Origin of the sequence: Salinicoccus carnicancri Crm, assembly GCF_000330705.1 — a bacterium.
Lineage (GTDB): Bacteria > Bacillota > Bacilli > Staphylococcales > Salinicoccaceae > Salinicoccus > Salinicoccus carnicancri.
Window position 1 is genome coordinate 33,319 of record NZ_ANAM01000010.1, and the last position, 18,990, is coordinate 52,308.

Annotated in this window: 16 protein-coding genes; 4 read left to right on the forward strand and 12 right to left on the reverse strand. The window is 45.3% G+C overall.

Features of this window, described 5'->3' with window-relative positions; translation table 11 throughout:
* Positions 1–20: 20 nt before the first annotated feature.
* The 7 genes from C792_RS0112610 to C792_RS0112640 all read right to left on the reverse strand — a co-directional run bounded on the left by C792_RS0112610 (position 21) and on the right by C792_RS0112640 (position 8,204).
* Positions 21–551, reverse strand: a complete 531-nt coding sequence (locus C792_RS0112610; protein WP_017549817.1) for a helix-turn-helix domain-containing protein — start codon at positions 549–551, stop codon at positions 21–23.
* Between the two features lie 18 nt (positions 552–569).
* On the reverse strand, positions 570–2,060 hold the full coding sequence (locus C792_RS0112615; RefSeq protein WP_017549818.1) for an aldehyde dehydrogenase family protein: 1,491 nt from the start codon (positions 2,058–2,060) through the stop codon (positions 570–572).
* Between the two features lie 215 nt (positions 2,061–2,275).
* Positions 2,276–3,592, reverse strand: a complete 1,317-nt coding sequence (locus C792_RS0112620; RefSeq protein ID WP_017549819.1) for a cytosine permease — start codon at positions 3,590–3,592, stop codon at positions 2,276–2,278.
* An 11-nt stretch (positions 3,593–3,603) separates the two neighbouring features.
* Complete coding sequence (locus C792_RS14530; RefSeq protein ID WP_017549820.1) at positions 3,604–3,930, reverse strand: cupin domain-containing protein; 327 nt, start codon at positions 3,928–3,930, stop codon at positions 3,604–3,606.
* Position 3,931: 1 nt separating this feature from the next.
* Entirely contained in the window at positions 3,932–5,614 is a 1,683-nt protein-coding gene (locus tag C792_RS0112630) for a hydantoinase B/oxoprolinase family protein (protein WP_017549821.1), read from the reverse strand.
* Positions 5,604–7,652: a hydantoinase/oxoprolinase family protein gene (locus C792_RS0112635; protein WP_017549822.1), complete on the reverse strand. Its 2,049-nt coding sequence runs from the start codon at positions 7,650–7,652 to the stop codon at positions 5,604–5,606. The genes C792_RS0112630 and C792_RS0112635 overlap by 11 nt, the downstream gene beginning before the upstream one ends.
* Before the next feature lie 12 nt (positions 7,653–7,664).
* Positions 7,665–8,204: a helix-turn-helix domain-containing protein gene (locus C792_RS0112640; RefSeq protein WP_017549823.1), complete on the reverse strand. Its 540-nt coding sequence runs from the start codon at positions 8,202–8,204 to the stop codon at positions 7,665–7,667.
* 203 nt (positions 8,205–8,407) lie between these two features.
* Here C792_RS0112640 and C792_RS0112645 point away from each other — a divergent pair, with 203 nt between their 5' ends.
* The 4 genes from C792_RS0112645 to C792_RS0112665 all read left to right on the forward strand — a co-directional run bounded on the left by C792_RS0112645 (position 8,408) and on the right by C792_RS0112665 (position 13,476).
* Complete coding sequence (locus C792_RS0112645) at positions 8,408–9,583, forward strand: amidohydrolase (protein ID WP_017549824.1); 1,176 nt, start codon at positions 8,408–8,410, stop codon at positions 9,581–9,583.
* 205 nt (positions 9,584–9,788) lie between these two features.
* Complete coding sequence (locus C792_RS0112655) at positions 9,789–10,706, forward strand: DUF5996 family protein (RefSeq protein WP_017549826.1); 918 nt, start codon at positions 9,789–9,791, stop codon at positions 10,704–10,706.
* A 33-nt stretch (positions 10,707–10,739) separates the two neighbouring features.
* Complete coding sequence (locus tag C792_RS0112660) at positions 10,740–11,927, forward strand: cation:proton antiporter (protein ID WP_017549827.1); 1,188 nt, start codon at positions 10,740–10,742, stop codon at positions 11,925–11,927.
* A 166-nt stretch (positions 11,928–12,093) separates the two neighbouring features.
* The gene (locus C792_RS0112665) at positions 12,094–13,476 is read left to right on the forward strand and encodes an MFS transporter (RefSeq protein ID WP_017549828.1); all 1,383 of its coding nucleotides are present in this window, start codon (positions 12,094–12,096) and stop codon (positions 13,474–13,476) included.
* 183 nt (positions 13,477–13,659) lie between these two features.
* On the opposite strand, the gene C792_RS0112670 is transcribed toward C792_RS0112665, so the two are convergent.
* Genes C792_RS0112670 through C792_RS0112690 form a run of 5 tightly spaced genes read right to left on the reverse strand, consistent with a single transcriptional unit; the run spans position 13,660 to position 18,972 of the window.
* Positions 13,660–15,075: an FAD-binding oxidoreductase gene (locus tag C792_RS0112670; RefSeq protein ID WP_017549829.1), complete on the reverse strand. Its 1,416-nt coding sequence runs from the start codon at positions 15,073–15,075 to the stop codon at positions 13,660–13,662.
* Between the two features lie 20 nt (positions 15,076–15,095).
* Positions 15,096–15,974, reverse strand: a complete 879-nt coding sequence (locus C792_RS0112675) for a DUF6282 family protein (RefSeq protein ID WP_017549830.1) — start codon at positions 15,972–15,974, stop codon at positions 15,096–15,098.
* A complete protein-coding gene (locus C792_RS0112680) occupies positions 15,974–16,894 on the reverse strand; it encodes an alpha/beta hydrolase (protein WP_017549831.1) in 921 nt (306 codons plus the stop codon). The genes C792_RS0112675 and C792_RS0112680 overlap by 1 nt, the downstream gene beginning before the upstream one ends.
* Positions 16,866–17,603 carry a FadR/GntR family transcriptional regulator gene (locus tag C792_RS0112685; RefSeq protein ID WP_026090357.1) on the reverse strand — a complete coding sequence of 246 codons (738 nt, stop codon included), beginning with the start codon at positions 17,601–17,603 and terminating at the stop codon, positions 16,866–16,868. Before C792_RS0112685 ends, C792_RS0112680 begins: the two co-directional genes overlap by 29 nt.
* Before the next feature lie 16 nt (positions 17,604–17,619).
* Positions 17,620–18,972: a sodium/glutamate symporter gene (locus tag C792_RS0112690; RefSeq protein ID WP_017549833.1), complete on the reverse strand. Its 1,353-nt coding sequence runs from the start codon at positions 18,970–18,972 to the stop codon at positions 17,620–17,622.
* Between the last annotated feature and the right edge of the window lie 18 nt (positions 18,973–18,990).

Genomic DNA, 18,990 nt, shown 5'->3' on the forward strand with positions numbered 1-18,990 from the left:
GCGCTAGTTTTTTACTGTAATTAATTTTGATTGGACGACACCAGCAGCAGCACTGTCACTTCATCGGTATCATTGTACCAATGGTGGGCCAGCGACGAGTCTATGTGGATGGATTCATTTTCGTACAGTGTCTCTTTGACCCCTTCCAATTCAACTTCCAGCTGACCGGATAATACGTAGACGAACTCCTGACCGCTGTGGGTATAGGGGACCTTCTGGGATTCTCCGGCATTCAGTTCAATGATTGCAGGGGTGAAATCCGGTTTTTTCATCCGTCCCACGAGACTCGTATAGGAAAAGTTGCCCGAATCTGACGTCGTCTTGTTGACTTGCTTTTTTATACTTGTACCGCCATTGTCAAAGAAGAAATTGATGTTGACTTCGAGAGATTCAGATATTTTCCGGAGGGAAGTGAAAGTCAGCGTCCGGAGCCCTCTTTCCACCTGTGACAGGAAACTGATTGATAGACCGCTCCTGTCGCTCAATTCCTGCAAAGTCATCTTCTTGCCTTTTCGTACCTTCTTCAGTTCACTGCCCAGCGAATCATCCATATTGCACCTTCTTAAGCTTTAGTCCTGTTTAATATTGACAAACACACTCTTCACTTCGACATAGTTGGAGATTCCGTAATCTCCCCCCATCTCCCTGCCGATACCGGATTTCTTATATCCACCGAAAGGCATCGTCTCCAGTTCCAGGCCGAAATCGTTCACCCACACAGTACCGGATTCCAGTTTTCCGGCGATGTAGTGACCTTTCTTGATGTTCTCCGTCCAGACACTGGCAGCAAGTCCATACTCGCTGTCATTCGCACGGCTGATCACTTCGTCGACTTCGTCAAATACGAATACCGACATTACCGGCCCGAAAATTTCCTCACGGGCAATCGTCATATCATCTTCAACGTCTGCAAAGATTGTCGGTTCGACGAAATACCCTTTATCACCCTTGCGCGAACCGCCGGTAATCAGCCTTGCACCTTCTTCCTTTCCCTTCTCAATGTAACCGAGTACGGTATCCAGCTGTTTTTCAGAAACAAGCGGTCCCATGTCCGTGGCCTCATCAAGGCCTGGTCCGACGACAGCTTTTTCAGCCTTATCTTTTAATGCATCAAGCACTTTCTCATATAGATTTCTGTGGACATAGATACGCGTCGTCGCACTGCAGTTCTGACCTGTATTATACATTGTTCCGTCGAAGATGCCATCAAGTGCCGTGTCAAGATCCGCATCCTCCAGAACGATGGCAGGAGATTTACCGCCAAGTTCCAGCGTCACACTCTTGATGTCATCCGCTGCCTTTTTCATGATGGAACCGCCGGTTCTAGTTGATCCCGTGAATGCCACCTTATCCACGCCCGGATGAGTGACCAGAGCATTACCTGCAACACTGCCGGCGCCCGGTACAACATTCACCACCCCATCAGGGAAGCCCGCTTCCTTGAACAGTTTCGCTGCATACAACAGCGACAGCGGCGTCTCAGAAGCCGGTTTGATCACAATCGTACACCCTGCGGCCAGGGCTGCACCAAGCTTCCACCCCGCCATCGCCAGCGGGTAGTTCCATGGGATGATCTGACCAACCACGCCCACCGGTTCATGGACAGTATATGTCACATAATCCGGAGACACATTCGGCGTCTTGCCCGAAATCTTCGTCGCCCACCCGGCGTAGTAACGGAAATGCTGCACCGTACCGTCCACATCATCCTCAAGTGCCTGCTGATATGCCTTGCCATTATCCAGTGCCTCAAGCTGGGCCAGCTCCTCCCTGTGCTCTTCAAGAAGGTCCGCAAATTTATAGATGAGACGGGAACGCTCAGCAGGTTCCATCTTCGTCCATTCACCCGCATCAAAAGCCTTGCGTGCAGCCTGAACCGCATTATCGATATCAGACTCATCCGCTTCACTCACCTGCGCAATCACCTCTTCAGTTGCAGGATTCAAGACATCAAACATCTTGCCGCCATGAGCCTGCACATACCCCCCATCTATATACAATCCCTTTTCACCATCAAGGAACTCATTCACACGCTGTTTCAGAACCATAATTGCCATCATCATCCATCTCCTTCTGTATAATTGGTAACCATTTTAGAAAGCGCTAACAAATAGAGTTTTAAATATTCTGTTAAATATATTCTAGATGATGTCTCAAGATAAATCAATCATTTTTTCACACTGTGTGAAAAAATATAGGGGGGATGAGCCAGTATATTACAAAGTTTAAAGCCATGGTCCCGCTTTAGATAGGACTCATGGCTTTAAACTCTCCACTATTTTAACCACTTTTCTGGTGTGAAATCATCTGGTTTTATCCTTGCCTTTACCCACATCAACAAATAGTAGGCTATAAAGGCTGCAACTAATGACTGCACTGCCGGAAGCCCCCATGAATTTACATATTGAGTATAGTAACCCAGAATAATTCCAATTATCGCTGCTATGGTGGCCATATAATTCCAACTATCGATATTCTTCCAAGTTTGATTTCTGAGAAAGTAGAAATCTGCAAACATTACACCGGCAATTGCAGGATAGACAAGGGCGGTCATATAAAGAAAGTCTTCAAAGTAATCCAATATTCCAGCCAGTGCTACAGCTATGGCAATCAGTGTCCCAACCAAAGTCAAAATTTGTCTTCCTCTGTTACTGTTTACATTAACCAAGTTTGAAAATGCCAAACCCATGCTATAGTTATTAACCAATTGACTTGTCCATGTTGCTAACCATAAAATCAAGAATCCCCATACCGGGAAGCCCAGGTTGAGCATGACATTTACAATATCTGCATCTCCGACTCCAACAGACATAATTGCTCCAACCATGAACAGCGGTATGCCTACTCCTACAATTCCCAAAGGGATGAGGATACTATCTTTCCAAGTCGGCTGTGCATAACGTGTATAATCTGAAGCGATCACCCATTGCGATACATTCGCTCCTATTATCAAACTTATTGCAGTGATGACCGACATAGTCGGCTCAGGGTTCCATTCCATCAACTGTGTCCAACCAGTACCTCTTAATGCAAGGTATATCCCCACTACTACAAGTAGCAGCCCGGCCGGCACAGCCAGATAATCTGTCCATTTCATAGAGTTATAACCGATAATCGACGGGATGGCGAACAATAACCCTGCCACAATTGTAATTAAAGCCCAAATCCCCCATTGTGTCTCATAATCTATACCCAGCATTGCAGAAATAGCATTGCCGGCAACAGCTGTCTGTAGCGCCCACCAGCCAAGGGATGCTAAAAAGATCGTTCCCCCGGCTATGATTCTCGCTTGAAGATTGCCAAAACTATTTTTGGCAATCACAGATGACGGACGACCAGTCTTAGCACCTATATGACCTTGTACAGCATTACCTGCCCATTGGAGGACAAGCATACTAAACATGACAATCCAGAAAATGGTAGTCAGTCCAAAAGCACCTGCCAGAGTTGCACCTACCATCAGCACTGGTATAGTGAACTCCAACCCGCCAAATATGACAGCCGGAGTCGTCCAGTGCTGTCTTTTGCTTAAAGGGACACTTTCCAGAGGGTTGTCATTTCCCATACCGCTTGCTTCATTGTTTTTACCCATCCCCGTACCTCCTATATAAGGAGACTAATGATCTTACATTTATCTTCTTCAAGGTTTTTAGATATATGTGGAACACCTTTACGAATCAATGTATAATCTCCAGTCCTCACATTGTATATTTCGTCTTCGATCTCGACCGCCAGTCTACCTTCGATCACAAAAGAAAGTTCATCATAATCGTGTATGCTGAAACCCTGCTCAGGTACTACCATCCCACCATCAATTTCAACGTAATTGAATGAGGCATCAATATTCTTCTCTGCAAATAACTTTTCATACATTGGAAGTATAAATATTGGTGATGTACCCGCATGATCTCTGATATTATTCTGATCCATCTCATTCTGCTCCTGAATAATTATAGTCATTTTTCGCCTGTTCTAAGGTAATATATCCATTTTTAATATCCAATTCTATCTCTTCACGGTTTCTATCAGTTGGCTTACCATATCCGCCGCCAGTCGCTGTTTTTAACACCACCCTGTCACCTTTGTTCAGTTTATACTGATTATATTTACCGAATGGTCCATCTATTTGTCCATCATTCTTTTCAATGTAAAATTCATTATTTGAACCATCATGTCCGCCATCTGCTCCCCATGCATTTGTTTTGTGGCGCCCAAAGCTTGCTGTGAAGAACTGATTATCAGTGAGAGACCTATAACTTCTGATTACACCTGGGCCTCCTCTGTGTTTCCCGGCACCTGCTCCATCTGTTCTCATGGAATATTCATCCACCATGATCCCATATGCTGTTTCTGCCACTTCAACAGGAACATTGAATGTTTCACCATCCAGCACACAAAATTGACCGGTATCTCCATCTCTTTCATTCGTTGCTCCCCATCCCCCGACTGAAGGTTCGACAATCAGGAAATCTTCATCTTTATCCGGATGCTTACCACCCATGATTACAGTACATACGGACATAAGATGTCCGGCCGACAGTTTATTTGGTAAAAGTGGCGCAAGCGCTTGCCATATCAGTTCATTACCATATAACATCGATTCCCAATACATGGATACCGGCGCAGGCCTTTGTGCTGAGAAAACAGAGCGTTCATCTGTGATGATCTTCAATGGCCTGAATGCACCATCATTTACATCTTGGTTTGAATTAGTAATGGCCAGAAAAATAGTTCTCACAGATGATACCAACCCAGTATAGGAACTGTTGATGGGACCTTGAACCTGGGGGGAAGAGCCTCGGTAATCACATATAAATTCATCATCAGTAATCGTCAGTTTAAGTTTCACATTCAGTTGTTCCTCAGTGATTCCATCATCATCAATTAGATCTTCAACTTCAAATGTCCCTTTCGGAAGCTTTTTCAGTTCATTAAGCGTGAGCTTTTCACCCTGATCAAGGAACCTTTCCATACTTTCAATTACCGACTGCCGACTATATTTGTCACACAGTTCTTTCAACCGTCCTCCTCCGGTCCTAAGAGAGGCAACCTGGGCCCATAGATCACCGATTGACAGTTCAGGGAACCGGACATTCGTTTCAATCAACTCAATGATCTGATCATTGGCTTCACCTTTATCAAAAAGCCTCAAGCATGGGAATTGCAGTCCTTCCTGGAAGATATCAGTCGAGTTCGTTGACATGGATCCAGTGTCTTTCCCGCCAACTTCTGTCCAGTGCGCTTTATTTGCAACGAATGAAATAAGTTCTCCCTGATGAAAAACCGGCATCACAACACCCACATCACAAAGATGCGAGCCTCCACCTTTATATGGGTCGTTAATGAGAAATACATCTCCTTCATGGATATCCTCACCATATTTGTCTATTGTCTCTTTCACCATGAACGAAAGCATACCTATAAACCCTGTCACACCATTCCCCTGGGTCACGAGTTCTCCTTTCCTGTCTGTCAGGCCACAGGCGTAATCCAGGACTTCATAAATGATAGGGCTCATTGACGTTTTTGCCAGTGCGATAAACATTTCTTCCCCCGTGGAAATCAAGGAATCTTTAATCACTTCATACGTGAATGGATCAGTATCATATTTCATTGGAAAGTCCCCCTATTTCAATAATCATATTGCCATAGCTATCCTTGGTCAGTACATCACCTTTGTTGATGACTGTAGAGGACGTCTGCTCTTCAATAATCGCAGGGCCGTTCACTCTATCTGTATCATCAAGGAAATCCTTAGCATAGACATCTACTTCAATCCACCCGGATTCTTCAAAAAACACAGATCGTCTGCCAAGGTGTTTTTCACCAACATCCCTTTTCTCTTTAGACATTTTCGGTTTCTCTATCTTCCCAAGAACTTTGACTTTGATATTAACTATTTCCGTTCCGTTTTCAGGTAATGTGTACGTATACAACCGTTCATGGTTTTCGTGGAAATTTTGTATAACCTCGTTTATATTATTTACATTCATCTCATCAAAAGGAACTGTGACTTCCACGGTGTGTTCCTGACCAACATATCTCATGTCCAGACTTTTGGTGACTACGATGTTACTTTCATCCATTCCTTCCTTGCTTAAAGTATTTTTAGCATCTTCAATAATCCGTTCATACTCATTATTAATTTTTTCAAAACTCAATTCTTCAGTTTTAGCAAGGAGTGTTTGCGAATAATCATGCCGCAAGTCCGACATCAACATCCCCCAAGAGGCGAAAACAGGAGATGTCGATGGTATTACCACCTTTTTCACACCAAGTTCCCTGGCTAGATCTTGTGAATGCATAGGGCCGCCCCCACCAATAGCCACCATGGTGAAGTCCCTGGGATCATATCCTTTTCGAATCGATACCAGCTTCAATGCGTTCAGCATATTGGAATTTGCGATTTTAACAATCCCCATCGCCAGATCATCTGTACCGGCATTCAATTCATCCCCCAGTTTGCTTTGGAATGATTTTTTGATTGACTCCAGATCAGTACTTGATTCAAAATTTTCCAATGACAGTCTTCCTAAAAGCACATTCGCATCTGTCGTAGTCGGACTCTCACCGCCCTGACCATATGAAATCGGTCCAGGTTCCGCCCCGGCAGATTTTGGCCCAACCTTTACAGAGCCACTGTCATCAATCCAGGCAATTGAACCACCGCCATTTCCGATTTCGACTATATCTACCACCGGCACCTTTAAAGGATAGCCTGCATATTGCTGAGTCTGCTCAAGATTATAATCGGTCGATATCTTCACATTATTGTTTTCAACCAAGGAACATTTCGCAGTAGTTCCACCTATATCCAACACGATAAGATTTTTCTCTCCCAGCATCTCTCCCAGAATAGACGCACCAAAAATACCTGCCACCGGTCCTGACTCAACCATATTGATAGGTGACATTTTGGCAACATCAAATGTGCTTGTACCACCATTTGACTGCATAATGTAATTATTCTTTCCTGCACCCTTGCCCTTCAGCTTCTCTTCCAAATTATTCAGGTAATCATTGGCAATGGGCTTGACATATGCATTTAAAGCCGCTGTCGAGGTCCTTTCATATTCTCTCCATTCCTTACTCAATTCACTTGATGTAGTTACATGGACTTCCGGCCAATTTCTCTCTATGTGCTTTGCAATTTCTTTTTCATGGTCACTATTCTTGTAACTGTGAAGCAGAGAGATTGCGATGGCCTCCACACCTTCTGATCTGAAGTAGTCCAGAATTCCATCCACTTCTTTCAAATCCAGATTTTTTTCCACTTCTCCCTTGTAATTTAACCTTTCAGACACCTCTTTTCTCAAGTGACGTTCAATGATTGGAACTGGTTTTTTATATTTAACATTGAATAGATCCGGTCGGTTACCCCGTGCGATTTCCAATACATCCCTAAAACCTTCAGTAGTAATCAATCCTGTTTTAACACCCTGTTTTTCAGTCAATGCATTGATTACAACAGTCGTTCCATGAAAAAACATCTCAATATCATTAAAGCTTATATCCGCTTTTTCAATCACATCAAAAATGCCCTTTTCAAAATTAGAGGGTGTCGTATTTGACTTACCAACAGTAATCTTTCCCTCTTCATCAACTGCAACTAGATCAGTGAAAGTACCTCCGATATCTGTAGCAACTCTCATTTTTATCTCCCCTTAGAATAATTTTGGCGTTAGTACACAAAAAAGTCTGGCAGCTTCACCACCGGAATTTATATAATAATGATTTATAGAAGATGGATAATGAATCACTTCTCCCTTTTTTAAATTATATTCCTTCTGATTCAAGTAAAATGTAATCTCACCTTCCAGCACATAATACATTTCCTCTCCCTCGTGGCTGGAAGACTCACTTTTATTGCCCGGATAAACAGTGATGATATAATTGTCCAGTTTCCTATCTTTAAATTCGCTCGAGGCCCTTAGAAACTCCTGGTCTGAATGCTCTAACGTAAAGGGTTCCATAGCATCCGGTGAAATTTTAAATGCCTCCGTATATTGGGGAGTGAAGAAAGATGTAATATGTACTCCCAAAGCTTCAGCAATCTTATTTAACGATGTTATGGCCAGCGATGATTCCCCTCTTTCAACCTGCGACAGAAAACTGACTGAGAGCCCCGTGTCATCACTTAGCTGTTTCAATGTCTTCTTATTATCCGTCCTTAGGTTTTTAATCTTCTCAGAGACTTCCTTCATGAATGCATCCACCTTTTACAGTAATACTGTATTTTTTTACACTATAACATAACAAAATTATATTTGAAAGAATTTTCGGATAATTCATTTTTGTTTTATCACTGTTCGTAAATCCTTCTAAATAAAAGAATATTTTGACTATTATTTTTCCTCCATATATACTCTCTATATCAAACTATCAATTTATAAAGGGGCCGTTAAACATGGAACAGTTATTTGCGAGAGTGGATGAGCTTTACGATGAGATCGTGGATATCAGGAGACATTTGCATAAGCACCCTGAATTGTCTTTCGAGGAGGTCGAGACACCGAAATTCATCGCGGATTTCCACAATGATCTTGGTCATGAGGTGAAGACGGGTGTTGGGGGCAATGGTGTGGTTGCCTACCTGAAGGGTGCTCTGGATGGACCGACTGTTGCGCTGCGTGCGGATTTTGATGCGCTGCCGATCCAGGAGGAGACGGGTCTTCCTTTCCAATCTATACATGACGGTGTGATGCATGCCTGCGGGCATGATGGCCATACTGCGACACTGCTTGGTGTGGCTAAGGTTCTGAACGGTATGAAAGCCGGGCTGAAGGGGAACGTTGTCTTCATCCACCAGCATGCTGAGGAGCTGCCACCGGGTGGTGCGAAGGCGATGATCGAGGACGGATGCCTTGATGGTGTGGATGTGATTTTCGGCACGCATCTGCAGGCGCAGACGCCGTTCCGCGAGATCAACTACCGTACGGATGCGCTTCAGGCTGCGGCGGACAAATTTGAAATCACGATCAAGGGCAAGGGAGGTCATGGTGCGATGCCGCAGGATACGAAGGACAGCATCCTGATCGCCTCCCAGCTCGTCGACAATCTCCAGCAGATTGTCAGCCGTCGTGTGAACCCGCTCGATTCTGCAGTTCTGTCCGTCTGCAACTTCGAGGCGGCGGGACCGTATAACGTCATTGCAAACTCCGCAAAACTTTCCGGTACGGTGCGGACTCTGAAGGAGGATGTCCGCGACCATATGGACCGGGAGATCAGACGTGTTGTCGAAGGGACATGCCACCTGTCGGCTGCGGACTTTGAATATGAGTACAAGAAAGGCTATCCGGTGCTGGTCAACCACAAGGAAGAGACGGAATTCGTCAGGGATATTGCGGAGACGGTACCGGGTGTCAATGAAGTGAAGGAAATTGATCCAATAATGGGCGGCGAGGATTATGCCTACTACCTCCAGGAGGTCAAGGGTACGTACTTCTTTACCGGAGCCCAGCCTGACGGTGTTAAGGATCCGTTCCCACACCACCATCCAAAGTTCGACATCAACGAGGAATCTCTTTTGATTGCAGCAAAGATACTGGCCAAAGCCACGGTTGAATATATGGAGAGCAACTGACGGCCATCGGCATGCTGGTGCTCCTCGGGACATACCTCGGATCTGCAATCGTCTCCGAAATTATTCTCAGGATCCAGGGGATCGTATAATGAAATTGATGAATTTCCGCCCGGTCTGCCTGTTGACAGACCGGGCGGCTTTTATTGTGCTCGGGAAGAATATCGTGACTTCAAAAGGGTATTCTGATTCTAAGAGGTGAATTTTTATGGGATTCTATACCGAATACAAGAATGAGATTACGACACTCCAGCTGATTTCCCAGATTCTCGGCAAGATCAGACTTGAATATGCACCGCAGGAACCCCAGTGGGCGCATGTAACACTGGATATTACACCACGTGGGTTCTCCACCGGCCTCCTCAGACGCGGGGATACCCACTTCGAAATCGAAGCGGACCTGTCGCGGGGACTCATCATCATCAAAACCGAAACCCATGATACGCACATCGAGATGGCAAGCGGTAAACCGATCAGCGAATATTATCAGGAGATCATCAATACTGCCGCTGCAGAGGGGCTGAAGCTCTACATCAATACGAAGCCCCAGGAAATGGATTTCAAGACACCTTTTGAAGATGACGTCGGCCATCACCACTATAATGACCATGTCGCGAACATTGTCCTGAAATGGTTCCAGTTTGCACGGGATACTGAGATGCAGTTCCTCGCACCGCTCCGTCACCGGAAAGTGCACCCCGGCCTGTTCTGGGGGACGTTCGATGTATCCTGCATCCTCATCCACGATGAATTCGAACCCTTCCCGGACGACAGCAAAGTGATCGAGCGCGCCGCTTTCGACGAGCATATGATCGAATTCGGCTTCTGGCTGGGGGACGACACTTTCGAATATCCGACATTCTTCACACTCCCCTACCCCTTCGTGGATAATGAAGAGCTTGCAACCGACGACAGCTTCCCTGAAGGCAGCTATTTTTCGGCTGATATGGCGGAGTATCTCTACGAAATGAAGAACGGCATGGACGGCGTGGAAGCTGAAAATGTGCAGCAGTTCCTCGAAGCCTCCTTCAGGGGCGCATTCGATCACCTGAAGTGGCAAGGCTTCAATCACTGCACAGAGCCGCTGAAGATGGGGGACAACCAGTACGGTGACGCCCAGGATTGATTTCAAGACTGACAGGAAAGGACGGGGAGGCAATTGGAAACTTCACATATACTGATTTTGCTGCTGATCGGCTACATCGTATTCACCATCGATCAGAAACAGGATGACTTCCCCGTGCCGACCGTCCTCGTACTCATTGGCATCGGGCTGTCCTTCATACCTTTCTTTTCATCGGTTGAAGTGACGGGCAACATGATCTATCATCTGTTCCTGCCTGCGCTGCTGTTCACTTCCGCCTATCAGATGCCGGCCGCCGGGTTGAAAAAGAATGCAGGCATCATCAGCTTCCTGGGAGTTTTCGGCATCATGTTCACCGTGGCCGCCCTCGGGGCTGCCATTCATATGCTGAGCGGGCCGTTCATCCCGCTTTCACTGCTTGAATCCCTGGTCATCGCAGCTATCCTCACACCGACGGACCCGGTCTCTGTCGTTTCCATCATCAAGAAATCGGTCGGCAGTGAAAAGATCGCCGATGTGGTTGAAGGCGAGTCCCTGATCAATGACGGTACAAGCATCGTCATTTTCACGACCCTGGCCGGCATGCTGGCAGAAAGCCGGACTTTCAGCATCGGCACATTCCTGGGTGAGTTCCTGCTCGTGTCGATCGGCGGCGCCGGCCTCGGCATACTTTTCGGCTGGCTGATGGGCAAGGTGGTCAATGTGACACATGACCGAAAATACCAGGTCATGCTGAGCATCATACTGGCATACGGGACCTTCAACATCACTGAATACGTCGGGGCTTCCGGCGTACTTGCGACCGTATTTGCCGGAATCATGCTCTCCTTCAAGTATGAAAGCAGCGAAAAGGAGGCGCACTTCAGGGAGTCACTGGATGGTTTCTGGGAGATTGCGGAAGCGAGCATTCTGTCACTTCTGTTCCTCCTGATCGGCATCGAGTCGGCTGAATTCCTGATTTTTGACGGATGGACCTTCGTCATCATCATCTTCATCCTGTCGATGATCATCCGCTATATACTGGTCGCCGGAACTACCCAGTCATTTCCAAAATGGCGCCACGAGATCAACCAGAAGGAGGCAGCCCTCATCGCATGGGCCGGTCTGAAAGGGACGATGTCCGTCTTCCTGATACTGACGCTCTATTCGCAAAACACGGGTGATCTTGACATGATCATCTCACTGTCATTCGCCGCCGTGCTCATTTCACTCGTCGTCCAGAGCCTCGGTGTCAAACCGCTGGCAAAAAGAATTGTGAAATAGCCAGGTTCACGACAGTGCCCCGGACCATTTGATCCGGGGCTTCCTCTATATCTTACGACACCAATAGTGACCGTTCCGATGTAAAACGCCCGGACTTGCGCACTTTGACCGGAACCTGCCAGTATGCAACAATGTATATGAAATCACTCTGGTGAGGGGGCATCGCATGGCAGAGGAAAAAGTGCAGAGCAAAGGCGTCGTTGTGGTAATCATTGCCGCAGCTTTTTTACTGACGTTCAACCAGTTCCTTCTCATTACAGCATTCCCCACCATAATGGCGGAGTTCGATATCAATGCCACACAGGTACAGTGGCTGACGACTGCATTCATCCTGACGACGATTGTCTTCATCCCGATGTCGGGCTACCTGTCGACCACCTATTCATCGAAAACACTTGTCATCATCGCCATCACATGCCTGCTCGCCGGTACAATCATCGGCGCCTGGTCGCCGAACTTCGGTGTACTGATCCTGTCGAGGGTCATCCAGGCCATCGGGGCCGGGATCATACTGCCGCTCATCCAGACCATTCTGCTGATTGTATTTCCATACGACAGACGTGGATTTGCGATGGGGCTGCTCGGCGCCGTGACAAATGTGGCACCCGCTTCCGCCCCGTCGATCTCCGGGATCATCATCGACTACCTCGACTGGCGGTCGCTCCACTGGGTGCTGCTGCCGTTCATCCTGATCACTTTCATCCTGGCCATTTTCTTCATGAAGAACGTACTCGAGCAGCAGCGGACAAAGCTTGACATCCGTTCCGTCATGCTGTCTGCGGCCGGTTTCTCTTTATTCATATTCGGGCTCAGCAACATCAGCGTATACGGATTCCTCGATCCAATGTCGTATGTCCCGCTGACCGCCGGCATACTGGGTGTACTGCTTTTCACCCGCCGGCAGTTCAACATCGGCACACCGGTGCTTAACCTGACGCTGTTCCGCAACCGGACCTTCACTCTCGCAATCATCCTGATTTTCATCAACATGATGCTGCTTTTGTCGACGGAGACGATCCTGCCGATGTTCGCGCAGAGCGCACTCGGGACAAGCGCCTTCCTGTCCGGCTTCCTGCTCGTGCCGGGGACGGTCATCCTGTCCATCATCACTTTCATCTCCGGCAGCCTGTATGACTGCTACGGCGGCAGGACCATCGCCATCATCGGCTTTTTGTGCACGACAGTCTCCCTCGTGCTGCTCAACACCGTCGGCATGGGTGACTCACCGTACTGGATCATGGTGCACTTCTGCCTGTTCATGACCGGTTTCGGCCTGACGCTCATGCCGCTCGTCACCGTCAGCATGTCAGAGCTCGATGATAGAGACATCCCGCACGGCTCGGCCATCGTAAACACGGTACGGCAGTTCGCCATGGCTTTCGGCATCATCATCCTGACATCGATCATCAGTATCACAGTCGCCGTGATGGATGCGCCGCAGGCACAGAGCACATACACCGGCACCAGCTATGCCCTGGCCGTCATGGCGGTGCTCGCATTTGCCGGCTTCCTGATGACAATGCTGATCAGGGAGGACAGATACGGATAGAATCTGTTTTGTAAAATGAACCGTCACCGGAAAATATCGATGACGGTTCTTTATAATCAGTTATACATAAATTCACCTTACTGAGCATTCTCATATTGCTATTCACCATAAAAATAGAAACGAATAGATACAATCTGAAATAAATTTAAATTCACAATATAACTCCTCCTATTTCAAACCTTCTTATTTTTCTAAGTGACGGCTTAAAATCAACCGTTGTCCCTGATCAAAGAATACTTTACCAGGATTCATAATATTGTTTGGATCCCAGGCCTGTTTAATACGTTTCATCATATCCACTCCCACGGTTCCCAGTTCTTTTTCTAGAAATGGTGCCTTCATCGTACCTATGCCGTGCTCACCGGAAAGTGTGCCTCCCAGCTCCAATGCTGAATTGAATATTTCTTCGATGGCCATCTCCACCCTTTCAAGTTCCTCCTGATCATTCTCATCACACAAAATGTTTGGGTGTAGATTACCATCTCCCAGATGACCGAACACAACGAGTGAGATATTATACTTATCCCGAATGTTTGACAAACTGGCCATCATTGCAGGAATTTGACTTCGTGGAACGGTGGCATCTTCCGATGCCTTCGTTGGCTTGATGACTGCAATCGCAGGTGAAACCAACTTTCTTGCTTTCCACATGTTAACCGCTTCTTCTTTTGTATGAGGGATAGAGACAAAGGTTCCACCGAGCTTCTCCATGATTGTGCTAAGAGCTATTGATTCTTCCTTGACTGTCGATGGGTGACCGTCCAATTCAGCTAATACAATTGCTTCCACATTTGTCGGAAGACCCTGAGGAGCATACTGTTCAACGGCCTGGGCGCATTCCTTATCAATAAATTCCATCTTTGCAGGCAGAATGCCTGATGTAAGGGTTGTTGATACCGCATTCCCCGCCATTTCCATTGTGGGAAATGCCGCCATAACTGTTTGAGAACTGGCAGGTTTTGGAATCAATTTTAAAGTGGCACTTGTGATTACACCAAGGATACCTTCAGATCCGACGATGAGTTTGGTTAAATCGATTCCTGTTACATTTTTAATCGTACTCCCCCCTGTACGCATCACCTCTCCCTCAGGTGTGACTACTTCAAGACCAAGTACATAGTCTTTGGTCACTCCGTACTTCAAGCCTCGAGGCCCTCCGGCATTTTCTGCTAAATTACCACCAATTGTGGAGATATTAGAACTACTCGGGTCCGGCGGGTACATAAGCCCATATCTTTCTGCTTCTGCGTGTACTTCAGACGTAAGGACACTTGGAGACACCGAAACTATTAAATCCTCGGGATTGACAATGACTTCAGATGGCCATTGGCACATGTCGAGTATAATACCACCATGCACAGGAATATCTCCACCACTCAAGCCAGTTCCCATACCTCTTGGTGTTACTGGTACTTTATAAAGATTGGCTATTTTTAATACTTTACTGACAGCTTCTGTATTTGTGACATAGACCACCGCTTCAGGCATATTACCACGAAATGCAGAATTACTACTGTAATCTTGCATTTCAACATCACTAGTGTGAACCATTTTTTCACCTAGTTCTTCTTTCAATATTTCTGTCCACCGTGGTTCCATAATCTTAACCCTTCCTCTTTTCATTGTATAAGTGAATGAGGATTATCGACCACCATTTGTCGAATCTCCTCTTCACTAATATTTTCCTCTAACAATTCAACGATGAATGACTCTAATGCCTCGACAACCGGAATATTATGGGCCTGTCCATAATCAGTCACTAAGGCACAATGCTCAGCCCCGATTTCTTCAATGGAACGCGCCATCTCTCTAACTGTTATATCCTGAAAATCCTGACTGCACGCAAGGTAACACTTTTCAATAATACAGCCTTTCCTTGCCAGCTGCTTTTGTTGTTCAAGACTGAGAGGGGCGATTCCGAGGTCTGCATGCTGTATCAAGATTCGTTTCACCCCTTGATTTCTGGCTTCATCCACAATCATCATCACCTCTTTTGCCTCCAAATGTCCAGTGGCTAGTACTGCATCTTTTTGGGCAATAAGAGTTAGAACCTTTTTCACCTCCTCTTTTATGACTCCATTTTCTGTGACAGTCAGACCACACTCAGGTTCGTCCAACTCTTCATCGCTATTAAAAATATTCTCTTTGTAGTGCTGAGCAAAATAACGCTTGTGTTGTGCTCCCGAAATGGTGGGCATCCAAATAATTTTTGCCCCCATTCTCAGTGCCATATCGACAGGTGCTTTTTTAACCCCTCCTGTAAATAAATTACAAACAAGGCCGCCAACAATATTTAGATGCGGATATTTTTCTTGTAAAAGGGTTGAGCGGTCAAATGTTGAGCCTTCATGGGCTTTCAATACAATCCCAGCCATTTTCGCACGCGAAACATCCTCAATTAGTTCCCAATCAGTTTGCTTCCTCGGGAAAATACTTGGTGAAGAATGCGCATGCAGATCTATTGCTCCTTCCAGTAAAGGGTGCCATTTTTTCACCATCACATATTTTCCTTTCTGATACGAGAATCCTCATGCTCAAAAGCTCTCTCAAAAAATGTTACTAAATGCTTGCAGAGAAGATTAAACTCAGGATGGTCACTATACATAAAATCATTATGTTTTCCTTTAATAGTAAAAAGGGTTTTTGGAGAGCAGGCTGAATCGTATAAAGCCAAGGCTTCTTCATAAGGGTGTAGTATATTCTCCTCGCCATGACCGATAAATAACGGTGTTGATTCAATTTCCTGTACACTTCTTTCTGCATTTAAGTTGATGATAGATTCTGTGAACTGCAGCCTCGTTTTATATCCAAATCCATAAACAGAGGAAAGTTCCTTTTCCACATAATCTTTAGTTGCAGGATCCAATGGATAATGTATGAAGGGATCGACCAGTTGTGACTCTCCCTCGACTACTCTCTGAATACGATCCGCCTTCACCGTTTCGAGAATTTGAATCCATTCTTTATAAGAATGGATTGATTTGAGCCACCGTTCCCCGTTGTAAAATCCATTCAATGAAGCAACGGCAGCTACATTCTCATTATTTTCAGTTACCAAAATGACATTCGCAGCTCCCATTCCCCATCCAATCAGACCTATTCGGTTATGATCGACCTCTTCTTGGAACTGTAAAAAGGTTACTGCATTATTAATATCCTCTACTTGTTGTTCTATAAGCACCGTGCCCTTTTCACCTTCGCTATCGGCAAATCCACGGTAGTCAAAACCTAAGCAGATATATCCCGCTTCTGTCATTTTTTTGGCAAACATCCTTGGGTAAAATTCATTAAATCCCTGATACCCTGAGTTCGCAATAATTGCGGGAGAAGTACCTTTTTCATCAATATTTTCCGGATAATAGAGTGTTCCCCGCAGCTTGAGACCTTCACTATAAAAATGAATATTCTTTTCTATCATACTTTTTCTCTCCTTTATTGATATTCCTAACAAGTTTAGTTTTTGCGTTTTCCAGATGTTCAATCATTACCTGTCTGGCTCGAGTCGAATCTTTTTGTTCAATCGCTTCGTAAATCTCGTTATGCTCTTGGAGTACCTGCTGCCTTTTTTCCTTCCATCCTATGTTTTTTGATAAAGAATATTTTACCGCTTTATCATATAACCCCGAGATACTCTCCATTGTCTGTATTAGAACAGGGTTATGTGATGCTTCGACAATGCGTTTATGAAAAAGAATGTCTTCTTCATGCCCGATATTATCAACTGTTTGTGAGTACCTGATTTGTGAAAGGGCCTCATAGATACTTTCAAGGTCCGTCTGTGACCTTCGGAGTGATGCGTAATAAGCAGCTCCTGACTCAACAATCACCCGCGTTTCCAATAAATTCACTACTTCTTCCGGTTCTATAAACTCGAAGCGGGTCTTCTCCATCAGATTGGAAGCAGAGATAGTCTGGATGACACTCCCACCCCCTTGAGTCGATGTAATCAGGCCACTCGCTTCCAATACACTGAGTGCTTCACGAATCGGTGTTCGGCTTACACCGAATAGTTCAGTGAAATAACTCTCAGTGGGAAGCTTGTCCCCGGGTTTCAGATCCTTCTCATCTATCATTTTCTTGATATGATCAAACACCTGCATCGAAACTTTCCTTCGTTCTATTTTCATAGTAATTCATCTCACCTTATTGTATCTTTCGTCGTTCTTTTACATATTTTTCGTTGACCAACCAGCCTGATTTGGCAGCTATAAAGATTAATATAGCCCCACTTCCGAAAAGGATTAGAACATATAAAAATCCAAATCCATTCATCAGCAATAATGGCCCAAATGTGATAATTAAAACCTCAATTGGTACCATTCCTACATAAGCAAGACCGTAATCATCGAGTGTTGTTGCCTGATTTTTCGGGTCTACTACCTTGAGCAGGGCGATCCCCATCGCTACTGTACCTGTACTCCATCCCCAACCAAATATTCCATTTTCAAACCAATTTTGGTGAAAGGTGCGTGGGGAGATAAAATGGAATATCAGGTATGCCCAAATTACACCAAAAGCAAATAGTGCAACTAGTGGAATAATATAGCTTGTGACCACAGCTATATTAATAGAAGCGATCCCGAAGACAACAGTTAAATCGGTTGCTGTACCACTGATACGGCTGATGGTTGGTTTATCTACATAGTTATGGGCTTTTAGTCTCCTCAATAACATCTGCATGAGTAGCCCTATAATAAATGCAATACTTAGCAATGGTACACTGACTTGGGGGAAAAGACTCTGCAACCCCTCCTGTAAGTAGTAGCTAATAACCACAACAACACCAATAATTGCTATATGGAAGAATAATGGATCGACAGAATTAGGTGAAATTGTTTCTGTTCCCGCGCATTCTCGGTTTTCCTCTTTCACTAGGCCAGTTCTTAAATCCTCTGGTAAATCTTTAAAATCTGAAATAAAAGAGGTTTGATTTTTCTTCGCTTGACGTTTGACAATCATCAAACCACCAACAATCGCACAAAGTAATCCAATTGTTGCAGAAGTATATCCAAGTGAAGTAGCTTCTTCCCAACCCATATTTGCGAATGCTTCACCAATAGCTGCTGCCGTTCCGTGACCTCCCAGGAACCCGGCACCAAGAACTAGACCAAAACCAGCCGGAACTTCCCAGATGTTTATTATCACTAATAACGTAATCATAACGCCACCGCCCCACATAAAAACCGTCAACAGCATTGAATATAGCCACATGTTCCGAACTTGGTGAAATGCTTTTTTCCAATCTATTTGTGCGGCTCCAATCGGGATTGCTCCAAAAATGACAGCAATTAAGATGGTCGGGTAATCAGCAATCGCTTCAGATAATGGTAACCAGCCGACCCCATTTGGTCCAAGGGCCAACCCAATGAAACCAGCAATCATACTTGCTGGAATAAAAAACCTCTGTATAAACCTAAACTTGGCTCTAAACAACACCCCGATAAGTAGTAAGACAGAGATTAAACCTATATCAACAGTCAAATCGAAAACAGACAAAATTGGCCTCCTCTCTTT